Source organism: Thermogemmatispora argillosa (assembly GCF_059696725.1).
This window is the reverse complement of record NZ_AP019377.1, coordinates 4,073,743-4,090,283: the sequence shown is the minus strand read 5'-3', so window position 1 is coordinate 4,090,283 and position 16,541 is coordinate 4,073,743. Positions and strand designations below refer to the sequence as shown.

Annotated in this window: 14 protein-coding genes; 5 read left to right on the top strand and 9 right to left on the bottom strand. The window is 59.9% G+C overall.

The features are described 5' to 3' along the window. Window positions 1-213 precede the first annotated feature (213 nt). Window positions 214-1,959: a bifunctional transaldolase/phosoglucose isomerase gene (locus AC6H1L_RS15955; protein WP_497598476.1), complete on the bottom strand. Its 1,746-nt coding sequence runs from the start codon at window positions 1,957-1,959 to the stop codon at window positions 214-216. After that, window positions 1,956-3,101, bottom strand: coding sequence for a transaldolase (gene tal / locus AC6H1L_RS15950; protein WP_497598475.1), 1,146 nt, complete (start codon window positions 3,099-3,101; stop codon window positions 1,956-1,958). The genes AC6H1L_RS15955 and tal overlap by 4 nt, the downstream gene beginning before the upstream one ends. Before the next feature lie 445 nt (window positions 3,102-3,546). Here tal and AC6H1L_RS15945 point away from each other — a divergent pair, with 445 nt between their 5' ends. Together AC6H1L_RS15945 and AC6H1L_RS15940 are read left to right on the top strand one after the other, a co-directional pair. After that, complete coding sequence (locus AC6H1L_RS15945; RefSeq protein ID WP_497598474.1) at window positions 3,547-4,449, top strand: isocitrate lyase/PEP mutase family protein; 903 nt, start codon at window positions 3,547-3,549, stop codon at window positions 4,447-4,449. 223 nt (window positions 4,450-4,672) lie between these two features. Then, on the top strand, window positions 4,673-5,095 hold the full coding sequence (locus tag AC6H1L_RS15940) for a GlcG/HbpS family heme-binding protein (protein WP_497598473.1): 423 nt from the start codon (window positions 4,673-4,675) through the stop codon (window positions 5,093-5,095). A gap of 153 nt (window positions 5,096-5,248) precedes the next feature. Here AC6H1L_RS15940 and AC6H1L_RS15935 read toward each other — a convergent pair whose 3' ends face one another. After that, the gene (locus tag AC6H1L_RS15935; RefSeq protein WP_497598472.1) at window positions 5,249-6,064 is read right to left on the bottom strand and encodes a hypothetical protein; all 816 of its coding nucleotides are present in this window, start codon (window positions 6,062-6,064) and stop codon (window positions 5,249-5,251) included. Window positions 6,065-6,397: 333 nt separating this feature from the next. Between AC6H1L_RS15935 and AC6H1L_RS15930 the strand changes: the two genes are divergently transcribed. Beyond that, the gene (locus tag AC6H1L_RS15930) at window positions 6,398-7,186 is read left to right on the top strand and encodes a CAP domain-containing protein (protein WP_497598471.1); all 789 of its coding nucleotides are present in this window, start codon (window positions 6,398-6,400) and stop codon (window positions 7,184-7,186) included. A gap of 146 nt (window positions 7,187-7,332) precedes the next feature. On the opposite strand, the gene AC6H1L_RS15925 is transcribed toward AC6H1L_RS15930, so the two are convergent. Beyond that, window positions 7,333-8,901: a carboxypeptidase M32 gene (locus tag AC6H1L_RS15925; RefSeq protein WP_497598470.1), complete on the bottom strand. Its 1,569-nt coding sequence runs from the start codon at window positions 8,899-8,901 to the stop codon at window positions 7,333-7,335. A 475-nt stretch (window positions 8,902-9,376) separates the two neighbouring features. Between AC6H1L_RS15925 and AC6H1L_RS15920 the strand changes: the two genes are divergently transcribed. Further along, window positions 9,377-10,243, top strand: coding sequence for an EamA family transporter (locus tag AC6H1L_RS15920; protein ID WP_497598469.1), 867 nt, complete (start codon window positions 9,377-9,379; stop codon window positions 10,241-10,243). 122 nt (window positions 10,244-10,365) lie between these two features. Here the strand turns inward: AC6H1L_RS15920 and AC6H1L_RS15915 are convergent, their stop codons facing one another. The 3 genes from AC6H1L_RS15915 to AC6H1L_RS15905 form a co-directional block, all read right to left on the bottom strand. Next, window positions 10,366-11,160, bottom strand: a complete 795-nt coding sequence (locus tag AC6H1L_RS15915) for a ferritin-like domain-containing protein (protein ID WP_497598468.1) — start codon at window positions 11,158-11,160, stop codon at window positions 10,366-10,368. A gap of 375 nt (window positions 11,161-11,535) precedes the next feature. Further along, window positions 11,536-12,327 (bottom strand): anti-sigma factor, encoded by a 792-nt coding sequence (locus AC6H1L_RS15910; RefSeq protein WP_497598467.1) that lies wholly within the window; start codon window positions 12,325-12,327, stop codon window positions 11,536-11,538. 352 nt (window positions 12,328-12,679) lie between these two features. Next, window positions 12,680-13,339 carry an RNA polymerase sigma factor gene (locus tag AC6H1L_RS15905; protein WP_497598466.1) on the bottom strand — a complete coding sequence of 220 codons (660 nt, stop codon included), beginning with the start codon at window positions 13,337-13,339 and terminating at the stop codon, window positions 12,680-12,682. A 285-nt stretch (window positions 13,340-13,624) separates the two neighbouring features. Between AC6H1L_RS15905 and AC6H1L_RS15900 the strand changes: the two genes are divergently transcribed. Next, on the top strand, window positions 13,625-14,038 hold the full coding sequence (locus AC6H1L_RS15900; protein WP_497598465.1) for a DUF4383 domain-containing protein: 414 nt from the start codon (window positions 13,625-13,627) through the stop codon (window positions 14,036-14,038). 196 nt (window positions 14,039-14,234) lie between these two features. On the opposite strand, the gene AC6H1L_RS15895 is transcribed toward AC6H1L_RS15900, so the two are convergent. Next, window positions 14,235-14,948: a YceI family protein gene (locus AC6H1L_RS15895; protein WP_497598464.1), complete on the bottom strand. Its 714-nt coding sequence runs from the start codon at window positions 14,946-14,948 to the stop codon at window positions 14,235-14,237. A 146-nt stretch (window positions 14,949-15,094) separates the two neighbouring features. Further along, complete coding sequence (locus AC6H1L_RS15890) at window positions 15,095-16,507, bottom strand: sensor histidine kinase (protein ID WP_497598463.1); 1,413 nt, start codon at window positions 16,505-16,507, stop codon at window positions 15,095-15,097. Window positions 16,508-16,541 lie beyond the last annotated feature (34 nt).

Below are 16,541 nucleotides of genomic sequence, written 5' to 3'. Positions count from 1 at the left end.
GATCTTCCCATGTGCTCAGGCCAGACAGGCTGGCAAGCCGACTGAGCGGGGGCCGCGTCTATCGAGGCAACCCTTTGCAGAGGAGGAGCCTGCCAGGCCGTCCTTTTTGCGGATGCCCTGCTCCTCCTTCCTGCCTGGTGCTGTAGGTTTCAAGTGCTCAAGGTGGGAAGGCGCTCCCGCCTGCCCATGTGGGCTTGCCTTGCTAGTGTTTCCTCAGTGCGAGGACTGCCCGTCGCCTTGCGTCTCTACGGGGGCCAGCCGTTGTGCAAGGGCCTGCAGGCCGGCAGCCAGATCACCTCCGATAGCGATGCGGATGTTGCGTCGTTGATGCGCCGAGAGGGCGAAGAGGTCGCCCAGCGCCTGTGCCTCTTTGAGGGTACCGAAGGTATAGGGCTCGCCCGGAATGGCGATGTCCTGCTGGATATCACCGGTGATCTGGAGAAAGACGCCGTTGTTGGGCCCACCTTTGTGTAACTGGCCGGTCGAGTGGAGAAAACGCGGACCGTAGCCGAGCGTTGTCGCAACGCGGTAGCGATCGCGCAGGCGCAGACGTAGCGCCTGCAGGGCGCGCTCATTGACCTCGCTACGCTGAACATAGGCCATAAGGGCGATGTAGTCGCCTGGACGTACCTGGCCAAGGAAGGCACGCAGGTAGTTGTCTAAACTCTCTTCCCCCTCGCCCATCCTTCTGCCGTAGATGCGCAGCGCTCCTTCGCTGACGACAGGCTCCAGCTCGGGAAGCTTCCCTTCCCGGCGGAAGCGCTCCAGGAGCCGCGCCGTGTTGTCTTTGCTCTCTTGGACGTTGGGCTGATCAAAAGCGTTGATCTGTAGAAAGATGCCGGCGACCGCTGTGGCCAGCTCCCAGATGAAGAACTGGGCGCCAAGCTCGTAACGGTCAGTCAACTGGAAACGCACCAGGGGTTGACCTGCAGCGCGCAGACGTTGCAGGCCCTCATCAAGGGCGGCGTTGTCGTCGCCTTCGAGGCGCAGGTAGACGAAGAGGCGGTCATGGCCATAGACGTCGGGGGCGCCCAGGGCTTCCCCTTCGACGGGCAGGAGACCACGCCCCTCTTTCCCGGTGCTTTCGGCGATAAGTTGCTCAACCCAGTAGCCGTAGCTGGCGATGGCTGGGGAGAGCACAAAGGTAACCTTGTCGCGCCCGTGGGTACCGAGGGCTCCCAGGATCGCCCCGAGGCGCAAGCCGGGATTGTCTGCGGCAGGGCGTCCAGCGCCGCAGCGGGTCATCGCCGCTTGAGCACGCTCTAGCAGCCGTTTGAGGTCGAGGCCGATCAGGGCGCCAGGTACCAGGCCGAAGAAAGAGAGCGCCGAGTAGCGTCCTCCTATGTCGGGCGGATTGGCAAAGACGTGACGGAAGTGATGGTCATGGGCGAGCCGCTCGAGGGCGGTGCCAGGATCGGTGATCGCGATGAAATGGGCCCCACCGTGACCGCCCAGCTCACTGACTCGCTGCCAGAAGTAGCGGAAGTGCGAGAGCGTCTCTATGGTCTCGCCCGACTTGGAGGCGACGATGAAGAGCGTTTTATTGAGGTCGATGCGCTCTTCAACGGCGCGGATGGTGTCGGGATCGGTGGTATCGAGCACGAACAGGTCCAGGTAGCCGGGCGCGACGCCGAAGGTCAGACGCAGTACCTCGGGACAGAGGCTGCTCCCTCCCATCCCCAGCAGTACAGCGTACTGATAGCCGTCTCGCCGTACCGCTTCTACGAGGCTTTCGATCTCCGTCAGTCGCTCTTGCATGGCGCCGGCAACGGTTAGCCAGCCGAGTCGTTCGCGAATCTCTTGCTGGACAGCGGGGTCGCTTTTCCAGAGGCTGGCATCTCGCTCCCAGATCCGCCGCGCGACCTGCTCGCTGTCCAGGCGCCGCCACGCTGCCTGCACTTGCTCTTGAAGAGCGCTTTCGGCCTCAAATTGTGGCTCTGGCTCCTGTTGTGCTGTCACCGCGAAACCTGCCTCTCTTTGAGCGCCTGCTGACGGGCGCGAATACTGTTGAGTAACTGATGATAGGAGTCGGCGAACTTCTGCACGCCTTCATCAAGGAGCTGCTGGGTGACCGCTTCGTAGGAGATGCCAAGCTGCTCCAGCTCCTTGAACAGGGCCCGTGCACCATCAAGGTCGTCTTCGATGCTGTAACGCACTCGCCCGTGATCGCGGAATTTCTCGATCGTCTCGTAGGGCATGGTGTCGACCGTATCGGGACCGATCAGCTCCTCTGCGTAGAGGACGTCGCGGTAGGCCGGGTTTTTGGTGCTGGTGCTAGCCCACAGCGGACGCTGTACGTGTGCGCCAAGCTGGCGCAGAGCCGCAAAGCGCGGTGAGCTAAAGATGCGCTTGAATTCTTGATAGACCAGGCGCGCATTGGCAATAGCCGCTTTGCCTTGTAGTGAGCGGAGCCGGGCCTGCTCGGCAGGGTCACTGGTGGCCTTGATTTTCTCGTCAAGCAGCTTGTCAACCAGTGTGTCAACGCGGCTGACGAAGAAGCTGGCGACCGAGGCGATGTTACCGATGTCCTGGCCTTCGGCATTGCGGTTCTCCAGCGCCGTCAGGTAGGCTTCGGCCACTTGGCGATAGGTCTGAATAGAGAAGATGAGGGTGATGTTAATATTGTAGCCCTCGGTCAGCGCCTGCTGAATGGCAGGCAGCCCTTCAGGGGTGGCCGGGATCTTGATCATCAGGTTCGGACGATTGACAAGCTGCCAGTAGTGGCGCACAGCCGCCAATGTCCCCTCAGTATCGTGCGCGAGATCCGGCGAGACTTCCAGGCTGACATAGCCGTCCACGCCGGCGCTGCGCTCGTAGATGGGCCGCAGCAGATCGGCTACGGTCTGGACATCGCGTACGACCAGGGCGTCATAGATTTCTTCGACTCCCTTACCCTGGCGAATCAGCTCTTCAATTTGGGCGTCGTAGGCGTGCCCGCTGCTAATGGCCTTGTCGAAGATGGTGGGGTTGGCTGTGACCCCTGTGATGCCGTCTTGTTCCAGGAGACGTTTGAACTCCCCGGATTCTAGCTGTGCGCGGTCGATATTGTCGTACCAGACACTTTGTCCGTAGTCCTTCAGTTGTAACAAGGGATTTGCCATGCTCTTCTCCTCTGGTCAAGGCATCATGCCGGTTCTTTGTTCTACCCCTCTCTTTAGTGGAAAGAGCTTGCGGGCCGGTTTTATTCCCACGCGGAGGGCGGTCTTTTGAGAGTGACTGCGCTCTGCGCTCGCCGCTGCCCTTGAGCTTTTATTGTCATCGCTACACTAAGAGGTCACCTCTTCTATGATAACACCTGCCTCCGCCCGGCGGCAAATCGTGGTCCAGAGCGCGCTCTTTCCTTGTTTATCTGTCCGCCTGGTTCGCTTGCCTGCCGATGGCTCTCCTTTTCTGCTTCGCCCGGTAGGTTGCTTGCAGCGAGGCGGTGCATGGGCTACACTTGCCAGTAGCGGAACCTGCGGTTCTGCTTGGGCTGGTAGGTGCCCACCAGCTAGCTGCGAGTATCTCCCTTGTGCATGGGAGGAGAAGAGAAGGAAAGGGAATAGCATGCGAGTGACAACGCGCTTGCGCCAGTTACTGGCTGGCCCTGACTTGGTGGTTGCCCCGGGGGCCTATGATGCTCTGAGCGCCCGCTTGATCGCTCAGGCTGGTTTTTCTGCGGTCTACATGACAGGTTTTGGTACGTCGGCCAGCGTGCTGGGCATGCCCGATGTAGGCTTGTTGACGATGAGCGAGATGGTGAGTCGGGCGGCGGCTCTGGCTGCGGTGACCGGCGAGGTGCCGCTGATTGCTGATGCTGATACGGGCTATGGGAATCCGCTGAATGTGCGCCGGACGGTGCGCGAGTATGAGCGGGCCGGTGTGGCCGGGCTGCATCTTGAAGATCAGGTATGGCCCAAGAAGTGCGGCCATATGGAGGGGAAGCAGGTTATTCCAATGGAGGAGATGGTCCAGAAGGTGCGCGCGGCGGTGGAAGCTCGCCAGGACCCTGATTTTGTGATTATCGCGCGCACTGATGCGGCGGCGGTCTTGGGTTTCGAGGAGGCCCTACGTCGCGGGCGTGCCTATCGCGAGGCCGGGGCCGATGTGATCTTCATTGAGGCTCCTCGTACGCTGGAGGAGCTGCGCGCTATTGTTCAGGCCTTCCCCGATGTGCCTCTTCTCTTCAATTGGGCCCAGAGCGGGAAGACGCCTCCTCTCTCTTTGCGTGAGATTCGGGAGTTGGGCTTTAAGCTGGTACTTTTCCCCGTCGCCTTGCTTTTTACGGCAACCCATGCGATGCTGCGTTTGTTGGAAGGTCTGAAGCGGGGCGAAACGCCGCTTGCTTTCTCTGAACAGTCGGTGAGCTTCCAGCAGTTCACTGAGCTGGTTGGTCTGCCTTTTATTCAGGAGCTGGAGGCTCGCTACGGTGTGCGCCAGGAGGCCGCTTCACCGCCTCGACAGAGTTGAAGTGACAGGCCAGGCCTGGCCCGAGCTGGGTAGGGCTGGCTGGCTTAGCCAGGGACGGGACGCCAGGGGATCAGGCGATTGCCGCCGATGCGGTCGCGCTGCCCAGGTGCTGCCCTGCCCACATGGGCCCGGGTCGTTGTTCTCAGGAGCGGCGCCGGTCTTTGTCCTGGTTGTGACTGTCTCTTGTTAGTGTTGTTGAGCTGACGAACGAAAGGAGCCAACGATGGCCGAGAACAGCTTTGCGAAGCCAAGCATTACGATCGAGGCCGCGCATCGTCTCATCGCTGCCGCTGAGGCGAAAGCTCGCGAAATTGGCGTGCCGATGTGCATTGCGATCTGCGATGCTGATGGGACGTTAAAGGCCTTCAGTCGCATGGATGGGGCGCCGCTCTTGAGCGTCCAGATTGCTCAGGACAAGGCGTATACCGCGGTGAGCTTCGGGGGGATGGCGACCCACGAGTGGTTCGAGTTCATTAAGAATGATCCACCTTTGCTGCATGGGATCATTAAGACGGATCGCTTGATTGTTTTCGGCGGCGGCTTCGCTATTAAGACCGCCGAGGGGATTATCGGCGGCATTGGGGTCAGTGGCGGCCACTATACGCAGGACATGGAGGTGGCGCAGGCGGCTCTAGCAGCGCTCTAGGCCTGGCCTGGCTTTTTCCGTCCGCCTGTCTCTATCCGCCTGGCCTTCCTGCGTAGTGCTCTGTTGTCTATTGCTGCTGCTGTGGCTGGCTGTTTTGCTGGGGGGACCAGCGGGGAAGAAGCGCTGACGGGCATGGCCCTCTGACTGGATTGACTAGAGGACGGCCCTCAGCGTCTCTTCGTAGCCAGCCAGCAAGCCAGCCATGTCACGCAGCAGCTGCCCGATGCTGTGAAGATGGCTGATGATCTCATTGCGCCGCTTGAGGTCGCTGCGAAGGCCTTCTTCTAGCAGGACGAGGAAGGCGGTGGCGTCGCTGAGCCGGCTGGTCAGCGCCTGCCTCTGTTCGTCAAGCCGGCGATGGTCTTCGCGCAGATGCGGAGATCGTAAGGCCGGGGCCGATTGCCTGGCGTCCGCTGGCAGGCGCAGGCGCTGCAAACTGGTGAGTTCTTCTGTATGGATGTAGCTGCTCTGTTCGTCAAGGATCGCTGCGAGCGAGCGGCGAAATTCCATGAAGAGACAATAGAGGTCAGCCGTGAAGGCTCCGATCCGCTGCAGAGCAGTGCTGAGCTGGTGCTGATCGCCCTCTAGATCGAGATCGTTACATTCCTGAATGAGGTCCTGAAGCTCCTTGAGGGTTGTGAGAGTCTCGTTGAAGCGCGCGCTCAGGACCTGGGTGCTGGCCTGGGGCGAGTTGATATGCTCCTGATAGAGCTGGTAGAGCGCGCGTAAGGTCGATTGTTCGTGCGAGGGCCGCTGCGGCGCTGGTCCGCTAGAGAATAGGGCTTCTTGGGCCGCCTTGGCAGCACAGGTTTGCAATAGCTCCAGGGTTTTTTCGATGTCGCTAAGTAGCTGCTCACGCTGGAAGGCCGGCAGCTCGGGATGATGACGGATCAGGCTACGACAGTTGCATAGGGTGGTAATGGCACGCTCAAAAGCATGATCTGTCTGATCTTGGGTATCTTCAGACATGCCTCGGTTTCCTTCCCATCTGTTACCACAAGCCACGTTTGTCCTACAAGAAGAGTTGCCTGCCCGAATTGTACTGCTTCGTATACGGCGTTGTCAACGCGCCACGCTATGCCCGTTAGGAGGCGAACGCTAGCCCTCTACGGCGTTGACAGCCGAATCCTCCACTTTCTCTCTCCAGGACTTGAGTACTAGTCATCCTTTACTTTCTCTGCTCGCTCGCTACATGACAGGCTGCTTATGTTACAATTGCTGCCAGACTGGTCTACAAGCGTTGAAGAGGGCGACTTTGCCTCTGAACGGAGGATGAGAGCCAGGAGAAGGGAGGATGTTGTGATGAGCAAGAGGCCGCTGACACGGCTGTTGCTCTTGGTCCTGGCGCTGACCTGGCTGGCCGGCTGCGGAAGTATATCGACAATGGGTCCGGCGGCGTCAGGGGGAGGGACACCTCTCCCAGGGAGCACTACACGGTCTCCTGCAAGTGGGCCGCAGGCAACGGCAACGGCTGCCGGCACGGGGGGAGCAGCTACCCCGATTAGTATCACGGGTCATGGCGAGGCAACGGCAACCCCGAGCGCGCCAGCGCGTACGCGCCTGACACCTACGCCCAGCCCCACAGCGGGGCGAGCTGGCCCTACAGCGGCGCCCCCTGTCCCGACGCTGGCGCCGGGAGGCAGCGGCCCCTATGGCACGCCTCCCGCCGAGACAAGCCAGGAAAGTCAGTTACGGCAGCAGCTCTTTGCCCTGATCAACCGCGATCGCGCCAGCCAGGGCCTGCCAGCCTATACCCTGGATGGAACGCTTTCAGCCGGCGCACGTCTGCATAGCTGGAATATGGCCCACTGCGGCCTAAGCCATGCTTGCCCCGGCGAAGCTGCCCCGTGCGATCGCGTCAGTGCAGAGGGGATCACCTGGAATGTGTGCGGCGAGAATGTGGGCTACGCCTCGGCTTCGCCTGATGCCTGGAGCGGCGTGCAGCTCATTGAGCGCAGTATGCTGAACGAGCAGCCTCCGAATGATGGACATCGGCGTAACCTGCTCAGCAGCGCCTTTCACCGCATTGGTATCGGTATCTACCTTGATAGCCAGGGCTACGTGTGGGTGACCGAGGATTTCACGAATTAGAGCCAGCATAGAAGGGAGGGCAGGCAGGGATTGGGCGGGCCTGCTGTACCCTGCCGCCGCCGTTTCCTGCCTGCCTCCTGGTCTCCCTCTGCTCTTGCGCCCTCGCCCGGTACGCCCGCCAGCGGCCACTATCGACAGGACCTGGCTCAGTCAGTTAGCTCGTAGATACGGCCAAATTTCTCTTTGAGATAGCGCGCAAAGTAGCCAGCATTGGGCGCCTCACCTGTGACGCGCTTGATGAGGTCCTCGGGCAGATAGATCATGCCATAAACGTACATGTGCTGACGCAGCCACTCCAGAATAAAAGATATATCTCCTTGTTCAAGTCGATCATTGAAGTCTGGAAAGATTTTGAGCAGAGTATAGTAGATTTGTGCCGCGTAAAGATTGCCAAGCGTATAGCTGGGGAAGTAGCCGAAACCGCTCGTCCAATGGACATCTTGCAAGACCCCATTGCGATCGCTATCCGGGTTGACCCCCAGATACTCGCGATAGCGTGCGTTCCAAAGGCTTGGGAGCGATTCGACGGCCAAATCCCCATTGATCAGCTCACGCTCCAGCTCGTAGCGGATGATAATATGCAGATTGTAGGTGACCTCGTCAGCCTCAATACGGATCAGACTCGGCTCGACCTTATTGAGAGCGCGGGAGAAGGTCGCGGCATCAATGGAAGCAAAATGCTCGGGGAAGGCAGTGCGCAACAGATGAAACTGGCCTTTCCAAAACGGCTCAGAGCGGCCAATATAATTCTCCCACAGACGTGACTGTGACTCGTGCACCCCCATTGAGGCCCCACCAGCCAGGGGGGTTCGCAGGAGCGCAGGGGCACAGCCTTGCTCGTAGAGAGCGTGACCGCCCTCATGAATGGCGGCCATGACAGCCGAGGCGATAAAGTTCTCCTGGGGATGAATGGTCAGACGCACATCCAGCGGACAGCCAAAGCTGGTAGTGAAAGGATGGGGCGAATGAGCCAGGCCGCCACGCTTGAAGTCGTAGCCCAAGGCCTCTAGCAGGCGCTTACAGAGGGCGTCCTGTTGGGCGACAGGGAAGTGGCCATAGAGACAGGAGGCATCGATTGTCTGCCCACTCTCCTGAATGCGCTTCAGCAGTGCGAGGCTGACCTCACGCACCGGAGCAAAGAGGGCCTCAAGCTTGCGCACTGTTAGTCCGGGTTCGAAAAGATCAAGCAAGGCATCGTAACGTGTCTCGCGATAGCCATAGCGATCGGCGACCTCGCGCTGCAGGGCCACGGTCCGGCTCAGCCAGGGCGCGAAGCTGGCGAAGTCGTTCTGTTCGCGGGCCCGACGCCAGGCTTCAAAGCTGGCTGCTTCGACGCGGGCCATCTCCTCGACCAGCGAGCGGGGCAGGCGTATAGCTTTCTCGTGCTCGCGCCGCGCCTCGCGCACCAGAGCACGATCGGCATCGGTGAATGGCTCTTTCTCGACCACATGTTCCAGCCTGGCGACCAGACGCCCTAGCTCGGGCGAGGTCCAGCGCTCGTGGAGGAGGCCCTGCAGTGTTGCCAACTGGGCGCCACGCACATCCCCTGCTTCCTCTGGCAAAGCCGTGTTCTGGTCCCAGGCCGCCAGGGCCCCGAGCGCTGCCAGGTCAGAGATCTCCTGCAGATAGCCTAGCAGAGCATTGATCTCCTCATGCGAACGTGTGAATTCAGGCATGCGCGCTTGCTGTTGTTGCTGTGAGTGCAATGACGACATAGATCCTTTCTTCTCCTCAAATCCACAGAATCGCAGTCAGCTAGCTAATGAGAGAGATGAGATGCGATGATAGACGATGTGGCACCCTGCTCAGTGGGAGAGTGGCATCGCTCTTCAGGGCATGTTAACAGCATAGCATAGTCAAGCAATGGTCAAGAAGAGGCCCCACATCCGTTCTGCCTTGCCTTCGGTCGGCAGGCTGATAGACTGGACTTCGCACTACCTGCGGGATATACTGGTGATGCTGCGCTGGCTCCGACCCTGGGACGAGGGTGACAGGTCGTCTGGCTGGACGGTTGGAAGGAGATTGGCCCAGAGAGGAAGATGGAAAAGGGAACGGCAACCGGCAGAGTAGACGTCGTGCTATGATCAGTCCGCCATCCAGCCTCATTCCGGTGGCTACCTTCACGACAGACAGGCCCCAAGGGCAGGAGAACAGAGGGAGTTTTCACCTCGCTAGGAGCCGTCTTGAGCAATGAGCATCCAGGTCCTCGCGCTCCTGATCTGCGCTGGCCTTATGCACAGTAGCTGGAATCTCCTCTCGAAAGAGGGAAAGGATCGGCAGGTTTTTATCTGGTTAGCAATCTGCTCCGCTTGTTTGCTCTTCTTCTTCCCGTTTCTGCTCTTCTATCAGCCTGTACCAGCGCACGTCTGGCCGCTGATCGCCCTTTCGGCTGCGCTGGAAGCCGCCTACTATTTACTATTGGGGGCGGCCTATCGCTACGGCGACCTCTCGCTCGTCTATCCGCTGGCGCGTGGCAGCGCCCCGCTCTTCGTAACCTTGATCGCGCTCACCGCGCTGGGGGAGCGCCTGTCGCTCGTCGGGGGCCTGGGCATTCTTTTGATTGTGGCTGGCATCTATGTGATCCATCTGCGGGCCTTCGCCTGGCAAGAATTAAGCGCGCCTCTGCGCCGGCTGCGCGAACCGGCGGCATTACTGGCCCTGCTCTGTGGCCTGAGTATCGCCGGCTACTCGACGGTCGATAAGGTGGGGTTGCGCTCGCTCGCACCTCTTCCATATATTTATTGCGTCTTTGCGCTTTCGGCGCTCTATTTGCTACCTTATATGCTCCTGGTGCGGCGCGCAGCGGTGCGGGCCGAGTGGCAGGCCCACGCTCCGCGCATAGTGTTGGCCGCGATCCTGGCCTTGCTCTCCTACTTACTGGTGCTCTTTGCCCTCAAACAGACTCAGGTCAGCTATATTGCTTCAGCACGCGAGCTTTCGGTTGTCTTTGCGGCAGTAATGGGCACCGCCCTTTTGCACGAATCCTTTGGCCGGCAGAAGCTGGTCGGCTCGCTGCTGATCTTCGCCGGCATCCTCTGCATCGCTCTGCAGCCATAGGAGGGGAGGAAAGACAAGTGCAACGCCAGTGAGAGAGCGACTTGAGCGGTTTGCCAGCGACGAGCACCGCTCCCAGCCGCTCCTCACTGCTAGACAAGCGGTGAAGCTAGCAGCACCGCTACCTAGGAGCAAGCCACAGCATAGGGTGTGCGATAGATGACACCGCGGTCGGCTGTGTTGACGGGATGATAGGTGAAGCGGTTGCCAGGGCGAGGATTGAGATAGCCAGCCTTCTGGATGAGGGCGGGCGCATCCCCGACCTTGGCCACCAGCACGGGCGAAAAGGCCCAGTTATCGGCAGGGTCAAGGCGCCCGATAAAACGACCAAGGGCGCGATGCTCAGCCTCAACGGTGGCAATCTGAGCGGCGATCTGGGCGAGATCCGGGCGATTTTGCTGGGCCAGCTCACGGACTGCTGAGAGGAAGGCCGAGTCAAACACCCCCTCTAGCTGCTGCTGGGTTTCAATAAAGAGGCGCAGATTCTCGAACGTCTCTCTGCCGTGAGGGAAGCTGAATTCGCTGGTGAGCACTTCACCTCCAGCCTGGGCAAAGAAGTTTTCGTGAATCTGCTCTTCGACAAGGGCCGCTTCCAGCGCAGCAATCTCGCGCCAGGTCAGACCAAGGCGATAGGCGCGCTGCAGGCCATTGCTATAAAAGGTCACGGCTAAACGCTCGGCGGTGCGCGCAATGGTGAAAATATCTTTGATGGGGGTCACACAGCTATTGCTGGCTGCAGACGCGGCGTGGGCCACTTGCTCCCGCACAGCGCCACTGAGCGCCGCCGAAAGCGCTGTACTGAGACCTGCCCCGGCCAGCGCTCCCAACGCCACCCCTCTCAAGAGGGCGCGCCGGCCCGGTTCCGCTTGCCCGACCTCACCATCCAGCTCTGAGGCTGGTATATCTTTTGTACGCTCCATATCTCGATGCTCCTCTTACCATTGTGATCTGTTTTTCTGGCTTGTCGCAGATTGCATGGTGGGCGAGGAGAAGCGCAGAGAGCAGGTACGTCTCCTGGCTACCCTTACCTGCTTGTCGCTCCCAGTGAGAGAGAGGAGGCTTTACAGGAAAGGCCGGCCTGGGGGCTATGACGTGATAGACCCCTTTGCTTTCGGTTGAGGCAGGCTGAGGTGCATAGCAGGCCGCCAACTGGGAGCAGGTCAGGGTCGCCCACGCTCTGTCTCCCCGCTCCTCCTCGAATCTCGGATACGCTGAATCCCCACGACTGGATTACTGCTTTCCAGTGTGACTACTGCCAAGAATATATGAAATACCATCTTGGAAGAGGTATTCCACTAGTAATGATAACTTGTTCGAGAACTGGCCAGCGTACCGAGAGCCACGATCGGGCCTTTGGGGGCATTGAGACTGGGCTGCGGGCCGTTTTCAAGGCTGATAGCCAGGCTATCGTAGCCAGCCAGGGAGCCTTGAAAGCTGAGGGTGGCCACGCCATTCTCGACCGTCAGCAGACCAATACTGATTGGCTGCTGATGGCGCAAGAGCCAGCCCTGATAGACGTGAGTGCCCTCCAAACGAGGAAGACCGTAGACCACTATCACGGTGACCTGTTGGCGAGGAAAGTACATGATCTCACCGTGGGCCGAGCGGGCGAGCGCGGTGCCATAGAGCGAGGAGACAACGGGAGCCTCCGGGCTGCTCAGTTGTGCTACCTGCTGCTGAAGGTGGCTGAGCTGCTGTTGAAGCGAGATATTCCAGGCGACGCTAGCGCCGAGGAGGGCCAATAACAAGACAGCAGCCGTGGCCAACGCCGCCCAGCGCCAGCGCCAAGCGACGCCTCGCCGGGGACGATCAGCAGATTTGGCGGGCCAAGGCTCCTGCAGCTGACTTGAGCGCTGCTGTTGGGCTTGCTCCTCAATGCGTGCCAGAATCCGCTCCTTCACGCGCGGTGAGGGTTCGACCGGGGGCACAGTGAGGGGGAACAGCTCGACGACGCTACGTAGCTGCTGCAAGGCCCGGGTACACTTGGGGCACTGCGCAAGATGCTCATCAGCGGCACGTCGTTCCTCTTCTGTTAACGCATCAAGGGCATAGGCGCCGGAAAGCTCTTCGAATTCCTGGCAATTCATAAGGGGCTCCGTCTCCATTGCTCTCTCTTTCCAGGGCGACCCGCTTCATTTATTGTAACGCTCCCTGTCAGCGTGCCAAGCCGGGACGAACTGGCCTGTATGCTCTGCTTGCCTTACCTTACCTTGCCTTCACCATACCGCCTGCATAGCGCAGGCTCGCCGTGTTCCCTCTCTCCTCACCAGGGCAAGCAGGAAAGTCGCAGGCAACGCTAGCCTACTGTTAGGAAATAAGCAAGTAAGCTAATAAGCAATGAATAGCATAGAGCGAGTGCCCGCTGTGGAACAGCGCTCAAATAGGTCTGGCGGCAAGGCAGACGACGAGGCAGACAAGCGCCATCCTGTGGGCAGCCCACTAGCTTTCGACGGTACCGAGTCGTTCGAGAATGCTGCGCAGACGCATCAGGCCCAGGCGCATCCGGGCCTTGACGGTCCCCAAGGGAAGGCCATAGGCGCGGGCGATCTCGGAGTGGGTCCAGCCCTGGAAATAGGCCAACTCGATGACCAGGCGCTGTTCGCTGGAGAGCAGCGTGAGCGCTCTGCGTAGCTGTGCTCCCTGGACAGAGCGCCAAACCGCGTCCCAGGCATCGGCAGAGATCATTTCTTCGCTGGTGGCAGCGTCTTCTAGCGGCATCCCGCGCAACTCGGCATGAGCACGCAGGCGGCGCAGGTGATCGATCGCCCGGTGGCGCATGATCGAGATCAGCCAGTTCTGGACCGAGCCCATGCGCGATGAATAGCTGCCAGCGTTCTGCCAGACAGCCAGAAAGGCTTCTTGCAGCAGATCCTCAGCAACCTGATGATCTTTGACCATGCGATAGGTTACAGAATAGAGCAGGCGATGGTAACGCTCATAGAGCATTTCCAGCGCCCAGACAACACCGAGCGAAATCGCCCGCACGAGCGTTTCGTCGCTCAACTCTTCAACAGGGATGTGCGGGGGCGCCGCCCTGTGCCCAGAGCCGGAAGCTTGTCCCCCCGAGCCTTGCCCCTCCTTCTTCCCCGATGCACTCATTGCACTCCACGGTCCTCGTCGCAAGCAAAAAGATCCAGACAGAGGCCACTACAGTGGCCATTATAGGCGTGACACCAAGTGAAGCCGCGCCGCCACGCTCGCTATCACAGGCTCTCTCTTAGGAGAGATACGCAACAGATGCCTCTTTGGATCTCTTGCCTGCCACGAGCCTGCAGGCGCGGGTCGCCAGAGCTGGAACTCAGCAGCAGAACCGCGACCAGGACTTGGAGTAATCCGCCAGGCCTACTATCACGTACCTCCTTTGCAGAAAGGAGGTTTGGCCTTATGAGACAGTTTGACCTTGCTCGTAGTTTCGCGCTGGTCGTTGGAATCGTTTTCTTGCTCGTAGGTATTCTAGGTTTCATTCTGAATCCGACCGACGGGGCCCTCTTGGGCATCTTCGCGGTCAACATCGAGCACAACCTTATTCATCTGCTGGTTGGGATTCTCGGCATCGCGGCGGCGTTCACGGGATGGTCTCGCCTGTACGCGCAGGTCCTGGGCATTGTCTACCTGCTGGTGGGCATTCTGGGATTCATCCCGGGTCTGGCTCCCGATGGGATGCTGCTCGGTCTTGTTCACATTAACCTGGCCGATAATCTGCTGCATCTGATTGTCGGAGCCGCCGCTGCCCTGGTTGGCTTCCTGCCGCTTGGCCGTCAGGCCGTCTCAGGCGAGGGCTACGGCAGAGCGCGTTAAGCGGCCACTTCAGCAGGTCGACGGTTCAGACTCCCTGATAACGCGCGCAGGCTACGGCTTGCTTCCCTCCATTGAACAGCGAGGCCATGCGCGAGCCTGATTGCTCTTCTCTGGCTCGTGCATGGCCTCTTGTCATTGGCGGATGCCTTGTGTGCCCGCCGCCTGTCTTGCCGCTTGGCCTGGCGCGAGAGGCCGCTCAGCTTCCGCTAGCGCGGGCAGTGAAGTTGATGCTAAGCGTTACCTGATTCTCCGAAATGGCAATGTTGGCCAGATTCGGTGGTTGAATGCCGAAGTCAGTCATGTAGATCGTTGTGGTCGCGGTACCGGTAATCGTGTCGCCGCTGAGCTTCCCCTGAACATCGAATTCAGCACGGTTGGTCTTGCCATGCATGGTCAGGTTACCGATCAGCTTGAAATGGACGTTCTGGCCATCGCTGTAGCTGGCGGGCAAGCCCTGGGTGAGTACAGACACAAAGGTCGCGTAGGGATATTGATCGGTCTGGAGAGCATTGCGCTGCACATAGTTGTCGCGTCGTGGCGAATCGGTCTGCAGGGTACGCAGATCAACGGTGATTTTCACGTTGGCGATCAGCGGCGAAGGCTCGGTACGCACGCCAAAGCTACCCTGGACCGCATGGGTTGTGCCGACGACCTTGTTATGCGGCTTGTTCTCGATGATGAGGTTCTCGTAGACGCTATAGCTGGCCGTCGTTTGGTCCGGCACAATCTGGAAAGTGCGCAGCCCTGCAATCGTGGTCGGTGTCCCGGTGACACTGATCGGGCCTGCCGCCTGATGCGGCTGATTGACGCTGCTGGCAAAGTGCTGGGCATAGACCAGGAAGCCGCCGATGAGCGCAGCGACGATGACCACCACGACTACAACCGCAACGATGATGCTCTTCCTTTTCATAGTTCCTCCCTGTAAAAGCAATATGCCGTCATCTACAATTGATCCGCTCTCTATCTTTTACGTTGAATTGGAGCACCGTTTACCGGATTGGGAGAGAATCCCCCTGCGGAGAAAAAACTCTGCCTTACAACTGCAGGCCATTTTATTCATAATTTTACTTCTTTACCTGGAAATATTCCGGTATGATCTTTTCGCTGCTGGGGCGTCGTTGAGCGCTGACTATGCGCTAACGGCAGGCTGAGCGTAGCAATGGTGCCTTGGCCGGGCACGCTGGCCAGGGTCAGTTGGCCACGATGGAGCCTGGCGATGCTGCGTGCAATCGAGAGGCCCAGGCCAGTGCCGCCAGCCTCGCGCGAGCGCGCCTTATCGACGCGATAGAAGCGCTCTCCCAGGTGGGGCAGATGCTCTGGTGGGATACCAATGCCCGTATCGTGAACTTCTAGACAGGCCCGCCCGTCGCGTTCCAGGGTGCGAATAAGAACGCTGCCGCCCTGCCGGTTATATTTGAGGGCGTTGTCGAGAAGGACGAGAATGGCCTGTTCGAGTAGCAAAGGGTCGCCGATGACATACGGCCTTCTCAGCGGCTCCTCACGCACCTGAATGGCCTTCTGGGCAGCGAGCGCCCGAATGCGCCGCGCCCCATTATGGGCCAGCGCCGCCAGGTCAACAACCTCGTGCTCGCGGTGCACTTGGCCGCTGTCAAGGCGGGCCAGGGTGAGCAGATTGCTAGCGATGGCCGCCAGATGGTTGGTTTCGGTGACGATATCTTCCAAGAGGGCGGCATCTTCTCCCTGCAGGCGCTCACGACTGCGCAGCAGCACCTCCGCATCGGCGCGCAGCAGAGTGAGTGGTGTGCGCAGTTCATGTGAGGCGTCGGCGATGAAGCGCTGCTGATTGGCCCAGGCCAGACGGGCTGGGGCCAGGGCCCGGTTAGCCAGAAAGAGGCCGCCGATGCCCGCTCCGAGCAGACTCACAGCCCCAAGGCAAAGCAGCAGGATCAGGAGTAAGGAGAGGGCATTTTCCTGGGCCTGGATCGATTCGCCTACCATCACAACGCCTGCGACCCCCGAGCCGCTGGCACTGGGTACCGCAAGAGCATAGCGATAGATGGCTCCGAAGGAGCGCCCCCCGTCAACAATGTCGCTGGCATTGCCTTCTTGAACGGCTTGTTGGACGAGGGTACCGCTGAGAAGACCCGGCGGAAGCTGATCAATGCTGTCAATCAGAAGATGGCCCTGAGCATCAAAGCACAGCACCCATTCCATCGCCGGACCTTCTTTGCTGGGCGCAGGGAAAGGATTGCCAGGCATGGGAGAGGCGCAGGCCCGATCAAGATGCCCGGCAAGCCATTGCTCGGCATGCATACGCGCATGTTGCTGAGCCGAGTCTTGCAGCGGCTGTAAGAGAAAATAGTGGGCGCCGAAGTAGAGCGCTACGCCAAAGAGGATGAGCGCCGCCCCCAGCACGCCGCAGTACCAGAGTGTCAGGCGCGTGCGCAGGCCGCGGAAGAGGCTTGCTCCCGCTTCTTGGGCCAGTGGCCGCCGCCTGGGCCTTGGCAAAAGGCCGTTTCCTATCCATCTGTGGCCTTGGAAC

Bases quoted from the DNA above. Each gene is read 5' to 3' on its own strand.
- tal (WP_497598475.1), bottom strand. From the start codon at position 3,101: ATGGCAAATCCCTTGTTACAACTGAAGGACTACGGACAAAGTGTCTGG.
- AC6H1L_RS15945 (WP_497598474.1), top strand. From the start codon at position 3,547: ATGCGAGTGACAACGCGCTTGCGCCAGTTACTGGCTGGCCCTGACTTG.
- AC6H1L_RS15940 (WP_497598473.1), top strand. From the start codon at position 4,673: ATGGCCGAGAACAGCTTTGCGAAGCCAAGCATTACGATCGAGGCCGCG.
- AC6H1L_RS15935 (WP_497598472.1), bottom strand. From the start codon at position 6,064: ATGTCTGAAGATACCCAAGATCAGACAGATCATGCTTTTGAGCGTGCC.
- AC6H1L_RS15930 (WP_497598471.1), top strand. From the start codon at position 6,398: ATGAGCAAGAGGCCGCTGACACGGCTGTTGCTCTTGGTCCTGGCGCTG.
- AC6H1L_RS15925 (WP_497598470.1), bottom strand. From the start codon at position 8,901: ATGTCGTCATTGCACTCACAGCAACAACAGCAAGCGCGCATGCCTGAA.
- AC6H1L_RS15920 (WP_497598469.1), top strand. From the start codon at position 9,377: ATGAGCATCCAGGTCCTCGCGCTCCTGATCTGCGCTGGCCTTATGCAC.
- AC6H1L_RS15915 (WP_497598468.1), bottom strand. From the start codon at position 11,160: ATGGAGCGTACAAAAGATATACCAGCCTCAGAGCTGGATGGTGAGGTC.
- AC6H1L_RS15910 (WP_497598467.1), bottom strand. From the start codon at position 12,327: ATGAATTGCCAGGAATTCGAAGAGCTTTCCGGCGCCTATGCCCTTGAT.
- AC6H1L_RS15905 (WP_497598466.1), bottom strand. From the start codon at position 13,339: ATGAGTGCATCGGGGAAGAAGGAGGGGCAAGGCTCGGGGGGACAAGCT.
- AC6H1L_RS15900 (WP_497598465.1), top strand. From the start codon at position 13,625: ATGAGACAGTTTGACCTTGCTCGTAGTTTCGCGCTGGTCGTTGGAATC.
- AC6H1L_RS15895 (WP_497598464.1), bottom strand. From the start codon at position 14,948: ATGAAAAGGAAGAGCATCATCGTTGCGGTTGTAGTCGTGGTGGTCATC.